14 protein-coding genes are annotated in these 17,525 nt (G+C 30.2%); 1 reads left to right on the plus strand and 13 read right to left on the minus strand.

Going from position 1 to position 17,525, the window contains the following annotated elements:
- Positions 1-7: 7 nt before the first annotated feature.
- Entirely contained in the window at positions 8-1,483 is a 1,476-nt protein-coding gene (locus Q4512_RS08115) for a helix-turn-helix domain-containing protein (protein ID WP_303423776.1), read from the plus strand.
- Positions 1,484-1,500: 17 nt separating this feature from the next.
- Here the strand turns inward: Q4512_RS08115 and Q4512_RS08120 are convergent, their stop codons facing one another.
- The 13 genes from Q4512_RS08120 to Q4512_RS08180 form a co-directional block, all read right to left on the minus strand.
- Positions 1,501-1,962 (minus strand): VOC family protein, encoded by a 462-nt coding sequence (locus Q4512_RS08120; protein WP_303423778.1) that lies wholly within the window; start codon positions 1,960-1,962, stop codon positions 1,501-1,503.
- 208 nt (positions 1,963-2,170) lie between these two features.
- A complete protein-coding gene (locus Q4512_RS08125) occupies positions 2,171-2,821 on the minus strand; it encodes a peroxiredoxin-like family protein (RefSeq protein ID WP_303423780.1) in 651 nt (216 codons plus the stop codon).
- Between the two features lie 204 nt (positions 2,822-3,025).
- Positions 3,026-3,502 carry a DinB family protein gene (locus tag Q4512_RS08130; protein WP_303423782.1) on the minus strand — a complete coding sequence of 159 codons (477 nt, stop codon included), beginning with the start codon at positions 3,500-3,502 and terminating at the stop codon, positions 3,026-3,028.
- A 170-nt stretch (positions 3,503-3,672) separates the two neighbouring features.
- Complete coding sequence (locus Q4512_RS08135; protein ID WP_303423783.1) at positions 3,673-5,970, minus strand: S41 family peptidase; 2,298 nt, start codon at positions 5,968-5,970, stop codon at positions 3,673-3,675.
- 310 nt (positions 5,971-6,280) lie between these two features.
- Entirely contained in the window at positions 6,281-8,317 is a 2,037-nt protein-coding gene (locus tag Q4512_RS08140; protein ID WP_303423784.1) for an AAA family ATPase, read from the minus strand.
- Positions 8,310-8,783, minus strand: coding sequence for a hypothetical protein (locus Q4512_RS08145; RefSeq protein ID WP_303423785.1), 474 nt, complete (start codon positions 8,781-8,783; stop codon positions 8,310-8,312). Before Q4512_RS08145 ends, Q4512_RS08140 begins: the two co-directional genes overlap by 8 nt.
- Entirely contained in the window at positions 8,784-9,713 is a 930-nt protein-coding gene (locus tag Q4512_RS08150; RefSeq protein ID WP_303423786.1) for a hypothetical protein, read from the minus strand.
- A gap of 55 nt (positions 9,714-9,768) precedes the next feature.
- Positions 9,769-11,481, minus strand: a complete 1,713-nt coding sequence (locus tag Q4512_RS08155; protein ID WP_303423787.1) for a hypothetical protein — start codon at positions 11,479-11,481, stop codon at positions 9,769-9,771.
- Between the two features lie 94 nt (positions 11,482-11,575).
- Positions 11,576-12,121, minus strand: a complete 546-nt coding sequence (locus Q4512_RS08160; RefSeq protein WP_303423788.1) for a hypothetical protein — start codon at positions 12,119-12,121, stop codon at positions 11,576-11,578.
- 43 nt (positions 12,122-12,164) lie between these two features.
- Positions 12,165-13,400, minus strand: coding sequence for a DUF6638 family protein (locus Q4512_RS08165; RefSeq protein WP_303423789.1), 1,236 nt, complete (start codon positions 13,398-13,400; stop codon positions 12,165-12,167).
- Positions 13,401-13,517: 117 nt separating this feature from the next.
- Positions 13,518-14,099 (minus strand): NUDIX domain-containing protein, encoded by a 582-nt coding sequence (locus Q4512_RS08170; RefSeq protein ID WP_303423790.1) that lies wholly within the window; start codon positions 14,097-14,099, stop codon positions 13,518-13,520.
- A 123-nt stretch (positions 14,100-14,222) separates the two neighbouring features.
- On the minus strand, positions 14,223-16,178 hold the full coding sequence (locus Q4512_RS08175; protein ID WP_303423791.1) for an AAA family ATPase: 1,956 nt from the start codon (positions 16,176-16,178) through the stop codon (positions 14,223-14,225).
- A gap of 244 nt (positions 16,179-16,422) precedes the next feature.
- Positions 16,423-17,460 (minus strand): hypothetical protein, encoded by a 1,038-nt coding sequence (locus tag Q4512_RS08180; RefSeq protein ID WP_303423792.1) that lies wholly within the window; start codon positions 17,458-17,460, stop codon positions 16,423-16,425.
- Between the last annotated feature and the right edge of the window lie 65 nt (positions 17,461-17,525).

A 17,525-nucleotide genomic window follows, 5' to 3' on the forward strand; every position in this document is an offset into this window, starting at 1 on the left:
AATAATTATGGAAGAAGAATATATAAAGCTCATATTTGGCTTGAAACTCAAGCAAATACGTACAGACAAGAATTTATCGTTATTTGGTTTATCTAAGCTTTCGGGGTTATCTAAATCGTATTTAAATGAAATTGAAAAAGGAAAAAAATATCCGAAACCAGATAAAATTGTAACACTTGCAGAAAAATTAGACATTCCTTATGATCAAATGGTGTCTTTAAAATTAGACAAAAATCTAGCTCCTATTGGAGAGATTTTGCAGTCTAAAATTTTAAAAGAAATTCCGTTAGAAGTATTCGGTATAAAAGAAAGTACTTTAATAGAAATTGTTGCCAATGCACCTGCAAAAGTAAATGCTTTTATTAGTACTATAATTGAAATTGCACAACATTACAACTTTAGCAAAGAAAGTTTTTACCTGGCTTCCCTTCGTTCTTTTCAAGAAGCAAATAACAATTATTTTGACGATTTAGAACAAAGCGTTCTTGCTTTTGCAAAAGCTTATCAAATAGACTTAGACAAACCAATAACCTCAAAAGAGCTCGAAGATATTTTAGTAGAAGAGTTTAATTATACTATTCATAATAAAGAACTAGACAAACACAAAAGCTTAGATAATTTACGTTCTGTTTTTGTACCAAAAAATAAAACACTACTCTTAGCTAGTGAGATAGATGATGCACAACGTACTTTTATTTATGCAAAAGAATTGGCTTATAACTATTTAGAATTAGAAGATAGATTATATACTTTTTCTTGGATTAAATTTGAAAGTTTTGATCAGGTTTTAAATAATTTTTATGCTTCCTATTTTGCTGGAGCATTAATATTACCTAAAGCCTTAATCACCAAAAAACTAAAAGAGGTTTTTGATAAAAAGACTTTTGATACTTCGCTTTTTCTAAAAACAATGGATTGTTTTAATGCTTCCCCAGAATCCTTTTACCAACGTTTAACGAATATTCTTCCAAAAGAATTTAATATTCAGAATTTATTCTTTTTACGATTTACGCACAAATCTGGTAGTGAGAGGTTTCATCTTAAAAAAGAGCTACATTTATCACATCAACATTCACCTCGTGCCAACGAAACCAACGAACATTATTGCAGACGTTGGGTTTCCTTACAAGTTTTAAAAGATAGTAGTAATACTAATGAAAATCATGTGTTTGATATGCAAATATCGAACTACCCAAGTGATAACATGAAATATTTAGTATTATCTTCTGCAACCAAAGATCCTTTTAAAGAAAAGCATTATAGAAGTATTAGTATTGGTTTATTAATTAACAAGCAATTACAACGAAAACTTGGATTTATTGAAGACCAAAAATTAGTTACTCAAGATGTTGGTGTTACTTGCGAAAGTTGTGCTATTCAAAATTGTAATGAAAGAAAAGCGTCTTCCCTTTTATTAGAAAGACGAGATAAAAACAATAAAATTGAAAGTGTTGTTGCTGCTTTAAATAAGAAGTTTAGTTGATTAAAGTTACCATTTTTTTATTGGTTATTTCCTTCTAATGCTTTCCATTTTTCAAAGGAAACGATTCCGTTTTCTGGTTTAGGTTTTCCATCTAAAACACCAATAAACTCTAATACATTTCCGTCTGGGTCGTCAAAATATATTGCTATTGCTGGCATCCATGCAAAAACCATTGGTCTTTCGGTTCCATCATTCAAAAAATTTCGAGGTTTAATATTTCGATTTTTTAAAAATGTAACCGATTCATTTAAAATCCAATCTGGCTCGCAGGTAAATGCAAAGTGTCTGCTTTGTATTTCTTTCTTTGGCTTTTCCCATAGTCCCAACATAGATTGTTTAGGCGCTCCTATCCAAAAAAAAGTGACGCTTCTTTCTGCCTCATAATGACATTGTTCTAATTCCATTTTATTAGAATAAAAATCTATAGAACGCTCCAAATTTTCTACAAATAAATGAGTTTCATAAAGTCCTTTAATCATATCTTTTACTTTTATTCCTTTAATGTACAATAAAACTTTTCTTTTGAAGCTCGAAAGATGGTACTATGTTGTTCGTTTGGCGCATCGAAATACTTCTTTATTAACCTACTACTGGGTCTTTTTTATTTTCATTTAATTCCTTATTAGGTATATAAATCTACTACATATGAACCTGCAAACCAAAGTTTCGATAATTATACAATTTTTTTTATGAAAGTTCTTTCAAAGCATCAATAATAGCATCCGGTTCTGCACGTGTTCTATAATCTACATCTACAAAACTCCATTTTACCATTCCATCGATGTCTAACACAAAAGTTGCTGGAATTGGTAATATGTTTCTATTTCCATTATTTATTGTTTCTAAATCTAAATTACGATCTACTCGCATATGCTCCATTAAAAATTCTGGCACTTCCCAAGCAACACCATATTGCGAAGCAACTTTTGCATCTTGATCTGACAATACCATAAAATCCATTTCACTAATCTCATTTTTGGTTAGCGAACCGTCTGGTACCTGAGGACTAATTGCAACTAATGAAGCTCCAAGCGCATGAATATCGTTTAATCGCGATTGTAAAGCTCTAAGTTGCAAATTGCAATACGGACACCAATCTCCTCGATAAAAGGTGACAACAACAGGACCTTCTTTTAGTATCGTATGAAGTGATATTGATTTTCCTACAGGATTAGGAAGTATGAAATCTGGTGCTTTTTCTCCCACTTTAATAGCATTTTTACCTTCTTGAAAGGTTTTTGCTTTTTCGATAATAGTATCGACACCTTTCATGAATTCAGGCTTCGCATTTCGACCAGCTGCAATTTTTGCGTCGGTTTGTTCTTTTAGGGTTTTCATTATAGTTATTTTAATTACATGTCGTTATATATCTATTTTATTTACATAATAAGTACGAAATAAATAGTACTCTAAGTATGTCCTTTAAAATATTAGAATAATTATAGACAAGGTTTATATATGTGATGTGTTGTTTATTTATTGTAGAATCCTCTTTTTCAAAACTTAAACCGAATAGAAAATCCTACCAAGTTTTCGTGTAAATTATAATATTCCGTGTTTGACAATCATTTTTTCAATTTGAAGCCTGTGTCTTAAAATATGAACAATCGCATGTTCGGTAATAGCTTCTAAATCGTAAGTTGTCCAAGATGTTTTGATTATTGTATTCATTAGTTCCTTATAAGTTAGTTGCCATTTATCTTCAAAAGTTTCAACAGTATATTCAAACATTTCATCAAGTTTAAGGATTCCATGCTCTGTTTTTACAATTTCAATTTTTGGAACTACATAACTATTTCCAAATCTTTTTCTAATATGATTGGCATAACCATATCCAGAATTAATTATATGTAGCACTATATTTCTTATGGATTGAAATTCTATATCCGTTTTTTCATTATATATCTTTTCAAATTTATTATCAGGAATCTGTAAAAGCAAATTCTTTAATTCGTTCAGAGCTTTTTCATATTCATCTGTTAAAGCTCCAATCGCACCTTTTCTATATAATTTTTCCATTTTACTTGAATTACTAACAATGCATTTGAATATGCTTTGTTTTTTAGTTAAGCGACTAATTTAGCAAATTGGAAACGAATCAAAGGATATTACGAAAGGGCTTTATCAAATTGGAGAAAACTAGCAATTGATTTTATACGGTGTTTGCAACTGGCTTTATTACCGATTGTTTATTTCTTCAAAATATAGTTCAATAAAGGAGCATCGTCGTTTATTATATCAAATAGCTGTAATTTAATTTCTTTATCTGGAATTATGCCTTTATCAAATTCCAATTTAGGAACATTGACAGATTCCCTTTCTGTACCTATTTGCAAACCAAGCTTTGTATTTTTTAATGCTGATGTTCCTCTGCCTGGATGCGTGCTGTAAGTGCCTCCCGTTTCTTCTCCTACTATGGTTGCTAACTTATTATGTTTTACAACTGCTAACATTTGGGCTGTTGCAGATGCACAACGACCATCTGTAAGCATATAAATATTTGCATTACTAATATTATCTTTTGTTTTTGGTTTTATTGCTATTGTTCTATTTCGTCTTTTATTCAAATCATTATTTTCATAAAAGTTAATTTCTTTATCAACTATATATGATAGAATATGGTTAGTGCATTCTGAGTTTCCACCTCTATTTCCTCTTAAATCAAAAGCCACTTTACTTATGTTTTCATCTTTTATCTGTTTCATATAAGTATCTATCTTCTCTTTAAAAAAACCTATATTTTCTCTACCTCTTGGGAAATAGTTAAAATTCTTAATCTTTATTATAGCAGTTTTACTTTTGTTATTAATCTCTATGCTTAATCTTGGCTTATTATTTATTTCTACTTTATAATTTGGTGCTGGTTCATCAATAAGAAACGATGTTGTAATTATTTTTTCAGAATTGTAAGGTTTAAATTTTATTTTGTATTCAGAATCAAAACCAAAATAACTGTGATAGTAATATAAAAAATTAACATTCAAATCCCCTCTGTAAAAGCTTTGATTATACGCGTCAGCAGAAATTGTAGATTTTAACGTTTTAAAGATTTCACTTGATGGAATTCCGTTAATTTCCAATATTTCAGAACCTGTATTCATTTCAATATTTTCTACACAATTGTTTACTGCATACATTTTTTCGTTATCAAACCATACAATTAATGGTAACCAATATTTTTGAGGTGTTCTAAAAAAGCGAGTATCTACTATACGTGTATGTAAACAGCCCAAACTTGCAACTATTGGCGATGTTATTTGATAGAATTCGGTAACAGACATAGAATCTTTTAATTTATCTCGTTGACTATTTACAAGCTTTTCATAAGAATCTTTACCAATAAATTCAAACTGTGATGGATGTTCTTTTAATGTTTCCAATAATTGATTCAAATCTTCAACTAACTTATCTTTTCCAATCTGGGTGTTGAAGTTTTTAAGAATTGAGTCCTCAACTTTTTTATTTGGTTTTGTATGGTGTAATTCTGTTTTTAAATGCTGTACAGGATTATCTTTATTATAAATGTATCTTACGCTTATAACTCCATTCCTAATCTGTATTTTGTTATCAATGTCATAATTACTTCGTTCAATCAAATTACCAATGCTATCAAACTTATATTTTGAATAAGCATCATTACTTCTTTTACTGATTTTATAGTTTCCATCTAAACCAACTGTCCCATATTTTAAGCAATTTCCATTTTTGTCATAAGTCGCAAAACCGCCAGCTGTTCCAAGAAATGAACCTACTACAGGTTCATTTTCTGCATTAATAAACTTAAAATTAATGAAGTTTTTATTTTTGTCATAAGTAGCTTTATCTGTGGCAATACCAGTTTCATCATTTATTAATTTCAACTTATTATCTACATTATTCATTGAAAGTAATAATCCTTTATCATTGAATTTGTATAGCACGTTATAAAACTTATAATATGGTCGCATAGTTACAGGTACTCCTTTTTCATCTTTTCTTGTTTCTAATACAGAATTATTATTAATGTGTTTCCAAGTGTATTCAAAAATATTCCAACTATTATTTATAGGCTTATCATTTTTGTCGTAAAACTTTAAACCAACTCTTTTTCCTTTTTTATTATAGGAATACACTTCCTTAAATACACCCATTCCATTCGTTGTTGGTTTATTATTCACATCAAAAAATAAACGTGTTTCTGTATTTTCTGTGTATCTTATTTGAGTTTTTGGTGCTAATGCTCTTTTACCATCAAGAATACCACTTCTATTTAATTCGATGAGACTTTGATTGTATTTGTATTCAACTAGCGTTAAACTATTTAGTGAATCATAGTGTAATTTATAATGATTAACATTTTGGACTTCTCTTTCTGTTAGTGGTATTCTTCCTTCTGTTTTAGAAAATGGGGTTTCACGAAAAACGAGATGTTTAAAATATTTTGTTGTTTGAGCTTCAGTATGTAAGCTACACGATAAAAAAACTATAATTAAAAGGAAATACTTCATAGAATGGAATATTAAGTGAACTACAAATATAACTAAATATTTAGTTTAAACTAAATATTTAGTTATATTGATAATTATTCAATATTATCATCTGCGAATGCTTTGTTTAAGAAAGTATTTTTTTTGTTGCCTTGTCTTAATTTTAAGTTCGGAAGTTTATTTAGCTTGTTGCCAACGGTCTAGTATAAGAATAGTAGCGGATTTGCACACACTAAATTTCGGTTAAACACAGACCTTTTTTTATATTTACTTACTTTCGTTTTAGCGATTAAACCGCTATTATTTTTATACATTGTTGTAGCCAGTGCTTTTACTCAACGGGCTTTATTAATTTTTTATCAATGTAGTTCAAGTGAAACTCAATATCAGATGTTGCTTTTTCAAATGTTTCGTCTGAGTTTTCAAATGAAGCAAATAGTAAAGTTTGAGCATTTTTATATGAAGCTAATTCTTTTAAAAATTTTGTAAAATCATTAATTGACATATCTTGTTGTTTGGGTTCGTCAAACATTAATAAATTTGGATGATTTCCATTTTTAGCAACTGAAGTTTTATATAAACTACAGGTATAAGCCCAAATACTTCTAACAAAATCGCTAGCAGAAGAATCAAATCTAATATTATAATAAAGTTCATCATTTGGCTTTTTTGCTAAAGGCAAGTAATTCTCATCAGAAATTGCAATATCGTTAATTGTTTTACTGCTATAATTAAATACACTTAAAAGTGATTTGAAATTATCAGATAATGATTTTAATTTAGAAATATCATTAGGAGAAAAGGTGTCTTTTTTAAGTTTCTCCTGCTCTTCTAATATTCGTTTCCATTTATTAGAAAGAGACGATAATTCGTCTTTTAGTTCTGCAAAATCCTCTAAATATCTCGAATAAAACTCAATTCTTTTCTTTAAATTTAATCGGTATTCTATGTCCACTATTGAAGGAAGTCTATCGTCAGAAGTTAGTTCTTTTTTTAGTTCTCTTATTTGACTTCTAAGATTGTTCTGTGAGATTCTTTTTTTATTTAAATTACTTTCTTTATTAACAATTTTAGATTCTAAACTTTCAATATTTACTTCTAGCATTTTAATTTGAGCAGATAAGAAGTTTATATTATCTTCTAAACGCATTGGAACTTGTTTCACAGATAAAGGAAGTAAAGAATCATTTATTTCTTGGCTACAAGTTGGACAATTATTTTGCGAAACTTTTAAGTCGATTTCAGCTCCCATTTTTTGAACTTTAAGAGCTCCCTTATTCTTTCTTAAATCTTCAGTTAAGTTTTCTAATTGATAATTAAAATTACTTAATTTTTGCTTGTCAAATGTTAATTCACTTGATAGCATTTCTATGTCAAAACTTAGTTGATTTAATTGTTCTTCATTTTTTACAATTAAATTTTCGTCTCTATTTATTTTATCTTTAACTGTAACTGTTTCACTTAGATTTAAAGTGTCAAATTCTTCAATGATAATATCTAAATAGTTTGAAATAGAATAGTCATTTGTGTCTTTTGAAAGTAGAATATCAATTTCATTGATATTATTAATAATCATTGGAGAGTCAGATAAACCAACAAGTTTACCGCCTCCTTTCTCTGTAAACCTTTCAAAGCTCCTTTTTAAATTTGACCAGTCATTTTCAAGGATTCTCTTTGAAATGCCTAATTCTTGTTTTTTCATTTTATTGCCGTAGACATCCATATCTAGTATGAACTCTACAACCCTAGCTTCTTTATTATTTAACCCATAAATAGGCATTGTTGCAAAAAAATCTGACCACCCTGATTTTTGCTCAATTATAAAACTTGAAGCTACTTGTTGAATATATATTTTACGTAAATCTCCTTTGTTAGTTAAAACTTTTGGGAGATGCCAATTTAAAAATTCTTCAAGATATAAATGAAAACCATAATTCTCATCAGACGCACCTCCATTGTCGTGAATAAACATTGGACGACTTTCTAAAGTTGGATTAACGAATAGACTACCGAAATAAACATCTATTAATTGCGATTTTCTATTGGGACTTTGCACAAACCTTCTTAAAGTAATTATATCTCCGTTTGAATTTTCAATTTCTAGTAAAACGAAAGATTGAAGCACACTGTGAAATGTGCTTTTGGGATATTCTACTTGGTCTTTTAAAACAGATTGCATTGTTTTTTCAAACCTACCACCAATTAATTCTTCAAAACCAAGTGCATATACGATAGCTTGGAATAAGCTACTTTTTCCACTAGTATTATTTCCTCGAATAATATTTAAGCCTTTTTTAAAAGTATGGAAAGTTCCAAAAAGACCGTTATTCGTATTTACATTTATTTTTATGTTGTTTATTTTAAGCATTTTGGTTTTTCCATTTTTTATAAATTGAATCAATTCGATTATCTGTGATTTTTCGTTTGCCTAGAAATTTTAAGAAATCAATTTCTTCGTTTAAATATTCTGGGTCTTCGATTATCTTTTGATAAAAAACCTCTCCCTTTTCCTCTAATTGATATTTCCCATCAGATATTGAGCAAATTCCTTCGTGGACGGAATAGTTTAGAGCTCTATTAAGACTTGGTTCAATACCCCAAGTTTTTGAACTTTCAGTATAATTGCTAAGCACAAATTTTTTAAGGGAGTTTCTATTTTCATCACTTTTTAAAGCCCAGTTTATCAAATGAAGTTTTAAAAGGCTAGATTTAGAACTTTGGCAACATATTTTTAATATTAATACAATTAATCCAATGGTATACGAAGGTCTATATTCTGGAGGAATAGAAATAGGTTTCTTGGAAAATGTAATTCTTTCAGCGTATAATTCCATTTATTCAAAATTTATTGGGCATCTAAATATCCAGTCAGCTAATGCCCAATTTGTTAGTTTAGAAATCATTTGAGGAGCTAAATTTTTAAATGAATTTTGTAATTCACTTTTTAATAAAATTCTAAACTCTTCATATAATACACTAGGTTCTTTAGTGTTAGTGATGCATCTTTCTTCAATCTCTGATTCAATTACACTAGTAATATTTAAAAAATTCTCATAGTCTAAGGGATAATCTTCTTTCCATTTGATTAATATGTTGTTGCCTTCCAAATAATTTTGAACGTTTATATCAACTAATTTATCTAGATTTGAATCAAAGTTTGTAGCACTGCTACTTAATCTATGAGTGTTTTTATTTTGCGAATTTTCTATTAAAGATATTTTAGAGTCTTTCCATTTTAATTTGTCAACAGATTCTATTTGAGTTTCAGGAATGACATCAATTTTGATTTTTGAATTTTCAATAGCAGTATTTAAAAATGGGTGTAAAAAACTAATATCCTCAAATATTACTTCAAAATCATTATTATCAATTATTGATAAATTCCAGCTTTTTACTTCTTCCTTTTTTTGTGAGCAATGCTGAACAATATCATTTTTTGCATAAATAGGAGTAACAAAATACCATTTTTTGATTTTGGTCGTTCCTAGAATATTTTTCAATTGAGTTTCGTATGTTTTGAGCTTTTTTAAATCTTTGGTTATTTTATCTCTATGATTTTCATAAAGGTCATTAGTAGAATAATGTTCATTTGGACAATAACATTGAAAAACCTTTCCTGTTCTTGTGAAGCCTTCAATCCCAAAATCGCCAGGAGTTGCCTTTATTTCTTGATAAGACTCTTCTCTAAAATTATTCTTGAAACATAACTGAGAAACACTTTCCCATTTGTTACCATCAAAAGTTCCGAATTCTGTTTTTATCATTTATTCTGGTTGTTTTTTCGCATTGGCTACAACTCCTTTTATAAGAAACCCTATATTATTTAGTTTCCTCTTTAACCACTTCCTTTAAAGCCTTAATAGAATCTATTTGGCGTTGTAGTTTTTCAATTTGCAATGCTTCTTTATCTACAGCAGGAATTGATTTTATAGAATCTAATATTTTTTGTGCAGTTTCTATTGTTTTTGTTTCTTCTTCAAAATAATAACCAATTCCTTCACTTGCTCTCCATGCTTCGTTTAATTGATCATACACTGTTTTTTCCCATTGACTTGGGTGTTTAGCATCAATCCAAACTACATCTCTGTATTCGCTATCTATTAAGGCTAAATCTGGAGTTGCAGAACCATCAAACTGAGCACTTTCTTCTCGTACAGCAGAAACTGTTCCTAAAAAAAACATTCTTTTTCTACCTGCAATATCTTTAATATAGGGTCTAAACTCTACTGGTTTATTAACAGACCAATCGTATTCTTTTCTAGATTCTATAACTTTTAATGGCATTGCGGAAACACCAGCATATCCTTGTTTTTTTTCTGCATGATTATAATAATAAAGAGCGTCTGTACCATCAGATGGGATAAAAACACTAAAGGTTAAGCTAGTACGCTCGTCTCCTACAGGCTCTAATCCAAACCAATGGTACAAGCCACTGTAAGCACTTACTTTAGTATCTGAAAAATCAAAATCGGTTACAAAAGGCTGCTGATTTTGGTCGTTTGGTAAGTTTGGAATTTTAACAGCAGTTTTCATATTCCATGGCAATGGATCGCTAAATCCGCCTAAAAATTTTAAAGATTCTGCTTGTAAACGAGAAACTTTTTCAGACAATGTATTTTGTTTTGTTAAATATGGATGGCTCTGCATTTCTTCTGGAGAAATATAAGTTCCTTTTCCAATGGTAATACGTTCTATATAATCGTTAAAATCGTGTTCGCCACTATCTACAACCATAACACCTCCAAAAGTAGGATATGGAAATAAGAAACCTTTCCATTTAATTAGGCTTACTACTTCTACCCATTGTCCGGAATCGTTTTTCATATAAAACGTATCGCTTGGTTCAAAATTAAAAAGCATCCAAGGATTAAAACGCTGTACTACTGCGTTGTATGTATTACGACTAAATTTTAAAGATTCGCCAATAGAAAATGTTACTGGAATCCTGTTTTCGCTAGAAAAACGAGGAAAAGGTGTTGTGCTAGATACAGCAAAAACTTCTTCTGTATTATCACTCATACCTTGCCAAACGTACTTTTCGGTTGGCTGTATTGCCATTGTCCATTTATTTAAACCGTCTACTCTAACTAGATGTGGAAGCGAAACATCTTTGGTTTCTCCAACACTTTCATTAGCCATAGAATAAATATTTCGCAGTGGTTGTATACGTTCGTTTTGCGTTAAAGGAAGTTCATTTATTTGAATTTTATTTAGATTATTATACACATTATATGTTTTCATATAATCATACATCTTAAAATGCCAACCTACAAGATATAGTAATCCGAAAAAAAGCATCATCATTACCAAAACGCCAATTCTGCTTCCACCGGATGCAGTATTTCTAAATTTTCGCAAACCTAGAAATAGCACAATTGCACTTAATAGAATTACAAAAATGTACTTTCTTACAAATAATAAAGCTGGTTGATAATCGTCACGTAAAATAAACAATGCGATTATTAGCACAAGTAAACCTATAATTACAATTGTTTTTTGCTTTGCTCCTTTTTTCCAGTAGTTTTTAATCATTGAAAATTTATTTTTTCATTCCCATGAAAATGGGAATCTATTTTTTTTATATTTGATTTTATATTTAAAAGATTCTAGTCTTCGCAGAAACCTACTACATCAACCCTTTGTCTTTCAATCTTTCTCTTGCACTTTTCGTTTCTGCTTTCGCATCTTCTTTTACTTCTTTTACTTCAGATTCTGTTGTATCAAAAGTTCTTTCTCCTTTTTCTTTTAAATCCTCAATAAAATCTTTTCCTTTTTCTATGGTTTCCTGAAAAACATCTTCTATAGAGTCGCTTTTTTCATCGATTACCTCTCCCGATTTGAAAATAAAATTAGCTATATATGTGCCAATTAGCGTACCAACAATACTTGAGAAAAATATAGAAATACCGTAGTAATTGCTAAATATTTTAAATGGAGTTAAAAATTGAAACAATACAGCAATTAATAAAAATGCTCCAGCTACATAAACTAGTCTTGGCAAAAAAGCTTGTTGGTATACAAAGCCTTTTTTATTGGAAGCTTTCATTTGCAAAGCTTTGTTGTTTAGCATCTTATTAATAAAACGATACAAAGCATTTCCATTAGACTCTCTCCAGTAAATAAATATTCCGAAAAGTATTGCTGCTATAAATATGATAACTTCTAAACCCATTTTTTTGTTTTATATGACTGACTACTAAATTAGTCTAATTTCTTTAAATATTGTTACTAATAGTTTCTATTACCCAATCTTTCATTGAGTCACTGTAAGTTTGATATGCTTTATAAAATGCTTCTTTATCATACCAATACAAAAACAATACATCTTTAGGCGAAACATTAATTAGTAGTTTCCAGATTAAATCTTGGTGTTTTGCATTAAGAGAGGAATGTGGCTGATGTAATGCATCATAAAACTTTTGATTAACTAAATCATGAATTTTAAAAGTGTTGCTTCGTTCTATTTTTTCTAAATAAATTTCTACCCCATTTACTCTTTTTAAAGCTGTAGCATCTATAGTATTTAAATATCGTCTAAATAAAACATTATCGTCTAAAACATCTTTAATAGGATGCTTTGTTTCTTTTAATTCTTGATAGAGCATCATTTTTTTAACACGTTGGTATTGTGCTTTCTGAATAACTTTTTCTAAATCACATTCTACAATTACATGATCTCGCAGTTTATCCATGAGTTCTGGTTGCTCGATATGAAAAATAATGACTTCATGAATGGTGTCTTTTATTGCTTCTTTATACGTTTTAAGGTCTTCGAAAACAACAATTTCACTGATAAAATCTCGCAATACATAAACACCTCCAAGTGCTCTGGTATAAAAAGAACTTGTTTTAAAATCTATAGGAGGTAATTCTAAATCTCTATGCCTTAAATCGCCATAGGTTTTTGCGGAGTCAAGAAGTTGTTGCTGTAAATCTTCGTCTATAAAATTATTCCCTTCTTTAAATTTTTCAATAAGTTGAAATTGTTCTTTTTGTACATGATACAATTCGTTTATTAAATGAAAATTAATAGAAACCGTATCGTATTTAAGGACATCTAAGGGTTCGTAAAAAGCATCTATATTTTGATCGAAATCTAAACATATTGCGCAATCTCTTGTAATGTCATTAATTTTAGATTCGTAAGTATTAAAAACAAACTTCATCATTTCCCGATCGAACGTATGATACGGAATGTAAACTGGGTTCCCTTTTTGCAGAGGAGAAATAATAATTCCGTGCGGGTTTGCATCTCCATGATTAAGGTAATGCATGTTCTTTTTTTCTTCAGCAATTTCAGGACTCCAACCAATGCCGTCTATAGAAAAACTGGTAAGTGCTGTTGCATCAAAGCCTAATTTCACTAGGCATTTATTATAACGTTCTACCAATTTACCACTTATTGGTATGAGCTCACTTTGGTATAAATTAGCGTTTTTTAATTTTTGCATCTTGTTTCCGCGAAAGCGGTAATCTTATTCTTAATACTATTTTTCGTTTCTAAATAATCACTCACTCCTGGTTACTATTTTCTCCTTCGTCGAAAATCACTCGAAGTGACAATATATTTAATCAATCCATTGATGTATCTGGGCGTATTGCAATAACATAATTGTTTTTGCATCTATAATTTCCTGATTATTCATCATTTGTATTGCTTCATGAAAAGGGATTTCTAAAACTTCAATTTCCTCGTTTTCAATCGCTAATCCTCCACCTTCATTAATTTTCATTGCATCTGAATATTCTGCAACAAATAAGTACATTTTTTCGGTTACTGCTCCTGGAGAAGTGTAAGCTTCTAAAACCTTAGTTGCTTTTGGTATTTTATAACCAACCTCCTCTTCTACTTCTCTAATAATACATACTTCAGGGGCTTCTTGCTTATCTATTGCTCCTGCACAAACCTCTATAGACATGCCTTCATTTTTATTATTCGCATAAGCAGGCATTCTAAATTGTTTGGTTAAAATTACAGTACGTTTCTCTATGTTATATAATAAAATACAGGCGCCATCTCCTCTATCGTAACTCTCACGAGAGATGCGTTTCCAGCTTCCATCTTTAAATTGATAATCGTAATCGATTTGGTTTAAAGTAGCCCATTCATTAGATAATACCCTGTTTGTTATGTTTTTAAGTTTATTCATAATTTAAATATCTACTAAAAATGCTTCTCTTATTATTTCCTTATTCAACAATCACTTGCTTCTTGATACTATTTTCGCTTTCTCTAAAATCACTCGAAGTGACATGAGTTTTTAGGAAAAGATTTATTTTCCAAACTGCTCTCTAGCTTCTAAATCGATATTCATTTGATTCACTCTTGCATCTACTTTTCGTTTAAAATCGGTATCTGCAATGGTTGCCACATTATCTAAATATCGTACTACTTCTTGTCTTCTTATTTCGGAAAAGTCTAAACCTTTCATATTGGCTCGCATTAATTCTTGCAACATATTAAACTTGGTATCGTAATCTTTTTTGAAATAAATTTCAGGATTGTCAAACCAATCTTCCTCTAAATCAAAATCGGTTAAACGAAGGGAAACTGCACTTTGAATATTACGAACATCACGCGAGGAAAAGAATGGAAAGATCTTTTGAATCTCCATGTATAAATTTGCATAAAACAGGTGATGACTTGTCTTAAAATGTTTTTCTACTTTACTGTAAGCATCCAAAACACGTTCTTCTGTTGGTTTATTAGAAACATTTAATATTTCTCCCATACTTTTTGCTAATCCTTGATCTTGTAAGTAGCTATAATTTTCTGGACCTTGCATATTTACAAAGTCTGGCATCGTTGTATCTAGTTTACGCCACCAAAGATGATCTTGATCTAAAAAGTCATGTTCCGTTCGTGCTCCATCAATTTTAAAACGTCCTTGTACACGAGAAATAACGGCTTTATCTAACATTTCTGGAAGATTGGTAAACAAGCCTACAGAACTATTACCATAATTCACCGCGTAAGCACCTTCAGTATATCGTAAAAACACACCAATAACTTCTTTTACTCCTGCAGAAACACCTTGCGCAGTACGTTCTTGCAAATTATTTTCGGCATCATCAATTGGTGCAAATATTAATTTTGTGGGATCTTGTAAAGGTTTCATCCATTCTACCATTTTTTCGGCAGAACCACCTTGAAAAGTACTAATTAAAGTATCTGGCATTGGGTGAAATAAAAATGGAATATCTAAATTATCGCAATGTTCTTTTAAACGTGTTGCAATTGCAGCAATTAACATACTTTTTCCAGTTCCTGGAATTCCATACCCCATAAAAACTGGCATAAAACCTCCAAGTTCTTGAAACGGATTTTTCTTTGCTTCAAAATCGTAACTGAGCATGCGTTCAGTTAAACGTCTTGCAAAGTGTTTTGCATCTCTGTTACCAACAATTTGTTCGAATTGAATTTTATTAAACTCGATACTTTTTGCTGTACCAGAAAACACATTATCCCAACCAGAAATCGCAAACTCGCTTTTTTCCAATTTATAAGTTCTATCTACTATAGTTTCTGTGTATTCTAAACTGCTTTTACGAAGTTGAATTTCGTCGATTAGTGCTTCAAAATAAACCACTGTAAAATCGATAACATCTTTATCTGATTTCACAATATCTGGATGCGCTAAATACTTGTCATAATAAAACAACTGACATGCTATTCCTTTTAAAGGAGAAAGTAAAGATACTTCTGGAATACCCGCAAATTTTTGTTTCATAACCGATAAATCGTCAGAGGCATGCGGTTTTAAATCGTGTAATATTTTATAAGCAGTAGCAAAAAGCATATATGCGGTTGCAGTATGCCTTTTACTTTCGTATTCTCGTTTTCCGTTAGTATCTAAAGCCGATTTATTTTCGTTTAAAGTAGATAAACCGGATGCATCGTAATAACTATCTTTTATCCAAATTCCTAAAGTAATTCCTTCTTGAACCGCATAGAGTGTATGATTTAAGTGAATTGGTATTGCTACAGATTCGGGTAACAAACGTTTTTTTAAAGCTAAAATAGTTTTAGAAACTGAAGTCACATCAACATGACTACCATTATTTGCTCTAGACAAATACAGTAAAATGGATTCGTCTTTGGCATCATTATCTTTATTTTTTGCACGTTGGCTTTGTTCCCATTGTACCGATTTTATATAGCTAGTAGCTTCATCACGAAGCATATCTAGTTCGTTTTGTTTAATAGGGAAAGTTGTGTTGTGTTCCATTTGTTTTTAGTCTTCAGTATGCAATATTGAGTCCTCCGTATTTACTCTAACGGACATCCTTTGCTATTTTTTATTTAATCCTCAGTCTGCAGTGTGCAGTCAGGTTTAGTTTCTATTTAAATTTTTCATCCTCTAATTAATGGGTTTACCAATTTCTTCGCTTCTAATTAGCAATTCTTTTTGGTATGCTAATAATGTTTTAAATGACATTGCTTCTTTTTTACGTTCTGTAACTGCAAACTACCTACTGAATACTACTTACTTCAATTGGTGCTTTTGCTAGTTTATTCATAATTTCTGGTGTTTTATTGTATAGTAATTGTATGATTCTGTGTGGTGCAAACACGTAACGTTGTCTAAAAACAGTATCCCATTTTTGAAAGGTTTGCTTGCTAAAGAAACTCCCTTCTTTAAATTCGCTTTGCGATTTTAATTCGTCTATTTTAAATGAAATTGCATACGAGTTTAACGGAATCGTTTTTCTTGCAATACCTTCTAGAATTGCATGTGTTACTTGGTTCTCATCTTTTGCAAATATATTGTGTATAGGACCTAAATCTACTCTTTTTATGTGTTTAGGAAATACTTTAGGCAAACGTTTATCGATACCATAAGCCATGGTATCTAAATTCATTTCTCTATCTGCAACCGTTTTAAGCGTTTTGTATATTTCGTCTCTTTCTTTTTGCGGATTACTACCATCGTAATCAAAATACATATAACAAATAAATGGTCTATTGTGTGACACATCGTAAAAACTCCAACTTACCAAGTGTTCTGCTGGTGCATTTTCTGGTGCTTCTATAATTTTACCTTGTACAAAACGATTAAATATATATTCTTTTTTTGCGGATGCATAATACACTATTGAAGAAGCTTGAAATAATTTTCGTTTTGCTATTGGTTCTTTTTTGTGAAGTAAGGTGTTTAAAAACTCTTCTTTTAAAGTTTCTATATTGGTTAGTTTACCTAAATACTCTTCACGAAGCTCTAAATCATTAAACAAATAACGAAACTCTAAATAGTTTGGAAAACCAGAATCTGTTAAATCGACTTTCATGTTTTCTTCATCGTCGTACCTATATTTTACACGCATGGCTTCTACAGAATATAACAACAAATCGCTGTATTGCTTAAATAAGAGAATTTCTTGTTCGTTTAATAGTTGCTTTTGTTGTACTGCAACAATAAGTTCTTTAAGTGCAAAGTCTACCATTTTGTGATAGAAAACATATTGCTCTTTGGAGTCAAGTATTGCGGAGTCTAGAGGTGTTACTATCATTGTTTGGCTATTAGCGTATAGCTTTTTTTGTTTGTTTAAGGTTGCGCAAGTGCGTTAAGGATTGA

This window comes from Oceanihabitans sp. 2_MG-2023, assembly GCF_030547245.1.
Classification (GTDB): Bacteria; Bacteroidota; Bacteroidia; order Flavobacteriales; family Flavobacteriaceae; genus Oceanihabitans.

Excerpts from the sequence above, each read along its gene's own strand:
- Q4512_RS08115 (WP_303423776.1), top strand. The coding sequence starts at position 8 with ATGGAAGAAGAATATATAAAGCTCATATTTGGCTTGAAACTCAAGCAA.
- Q4512_RS08120 (WP_303423778.1), bottom strand. The coding sequence starts at position 1,962 with ATGATTAAAGGACTTTATGAAACTCATTTATTTGTAGAAAATTTGGAG.
- Q4512_RS08125 (WP_303423780.1), bottom strand. The coding sequence starts at position 2,821 with ATGAAAACCCTAAAAGAACAAACCGACGCAAAAATTGCAGCTGGTCGA.
- Q4512_RS08130 (WP_303423782.1), bottom strand. The coding sequence starts at position 3,502 with ATGGAAAAATTATATAGAAAAGGTGCGATTGGAGCTTTAACAGATGAA.
- Q4512_RS08135 (WP_303423783.1), bottom strand. The coding sequence starts at position 5,970 with ATGAAGTATTTCCTTTTAATTATAGTTTTTTTATCGTGTAGCTTACAT.
- Q4512_RS08140 (WP_303423784.1), bottom strand. The coding sequence starts at position 8,317 with ATGCTTAAAATAAACAACATAAAAATAAATGTAAATACGAATAACGGT.
- Q4512_RS08145 (WP_303423785.1), bottom strand. The coding sequence starts at position 8,783 with ATGGAATTATACGCTGAAAGAATTACATTTTCCAAGAAACCTATTTCT.
- Q4512_RS08150 (WP_303423786.1), bottom strand. The coding sequence starts at position 9,713 with ATGATAAAAACAGAATTCGGAACTTTTGATGGTAACAAATGGGAAAGT.
- Q4512_RS08155 (WP_303423787.1), bottom strand. The coding sequence starts at position 11,481 with ATGATTAAAAACTACTGGAAAAAAGGAGCAAAGCAAAAAACAATTGTA.
- Q4512_RS08160 (WP_303423788.1), bottom strand. The coding sequence starts at position 12,121 with ATGGGTTTAGAAGTTATCATATTTATAGCAGCAATACTTTTCGGAATA.
- Q4512_RS08165 (WP_303423789.1), bottom strand. The coding sequence starts at position 13,400 with ATGCAAAAATTAAAAAACGCTAATTTATACCAAAGTGAGCTCATACCA.
- Q4512_RS08170 (WP_303423790.1), bottom strand. The coding sequence starts at position 14,099 with ATGAATAAACTTAAAAACATAACAAACAGGGTATTATCTAATGAATGG.
- Q4512_RS08175 (WP_303423791.1), bottom strand. The coding sequence starts at position 16,178 with ATGGAACACAACACAACTTTCCCTATTAAACAAAACGAACTAGATATG.
- Q4512_RS08180 (WP_303423792.1), bottom strand. The coding sequence starts at position 17,460 with ATGATAGTAACACCTCTAGACTCCGCAATACTTGACTCCAAAGAGCAA.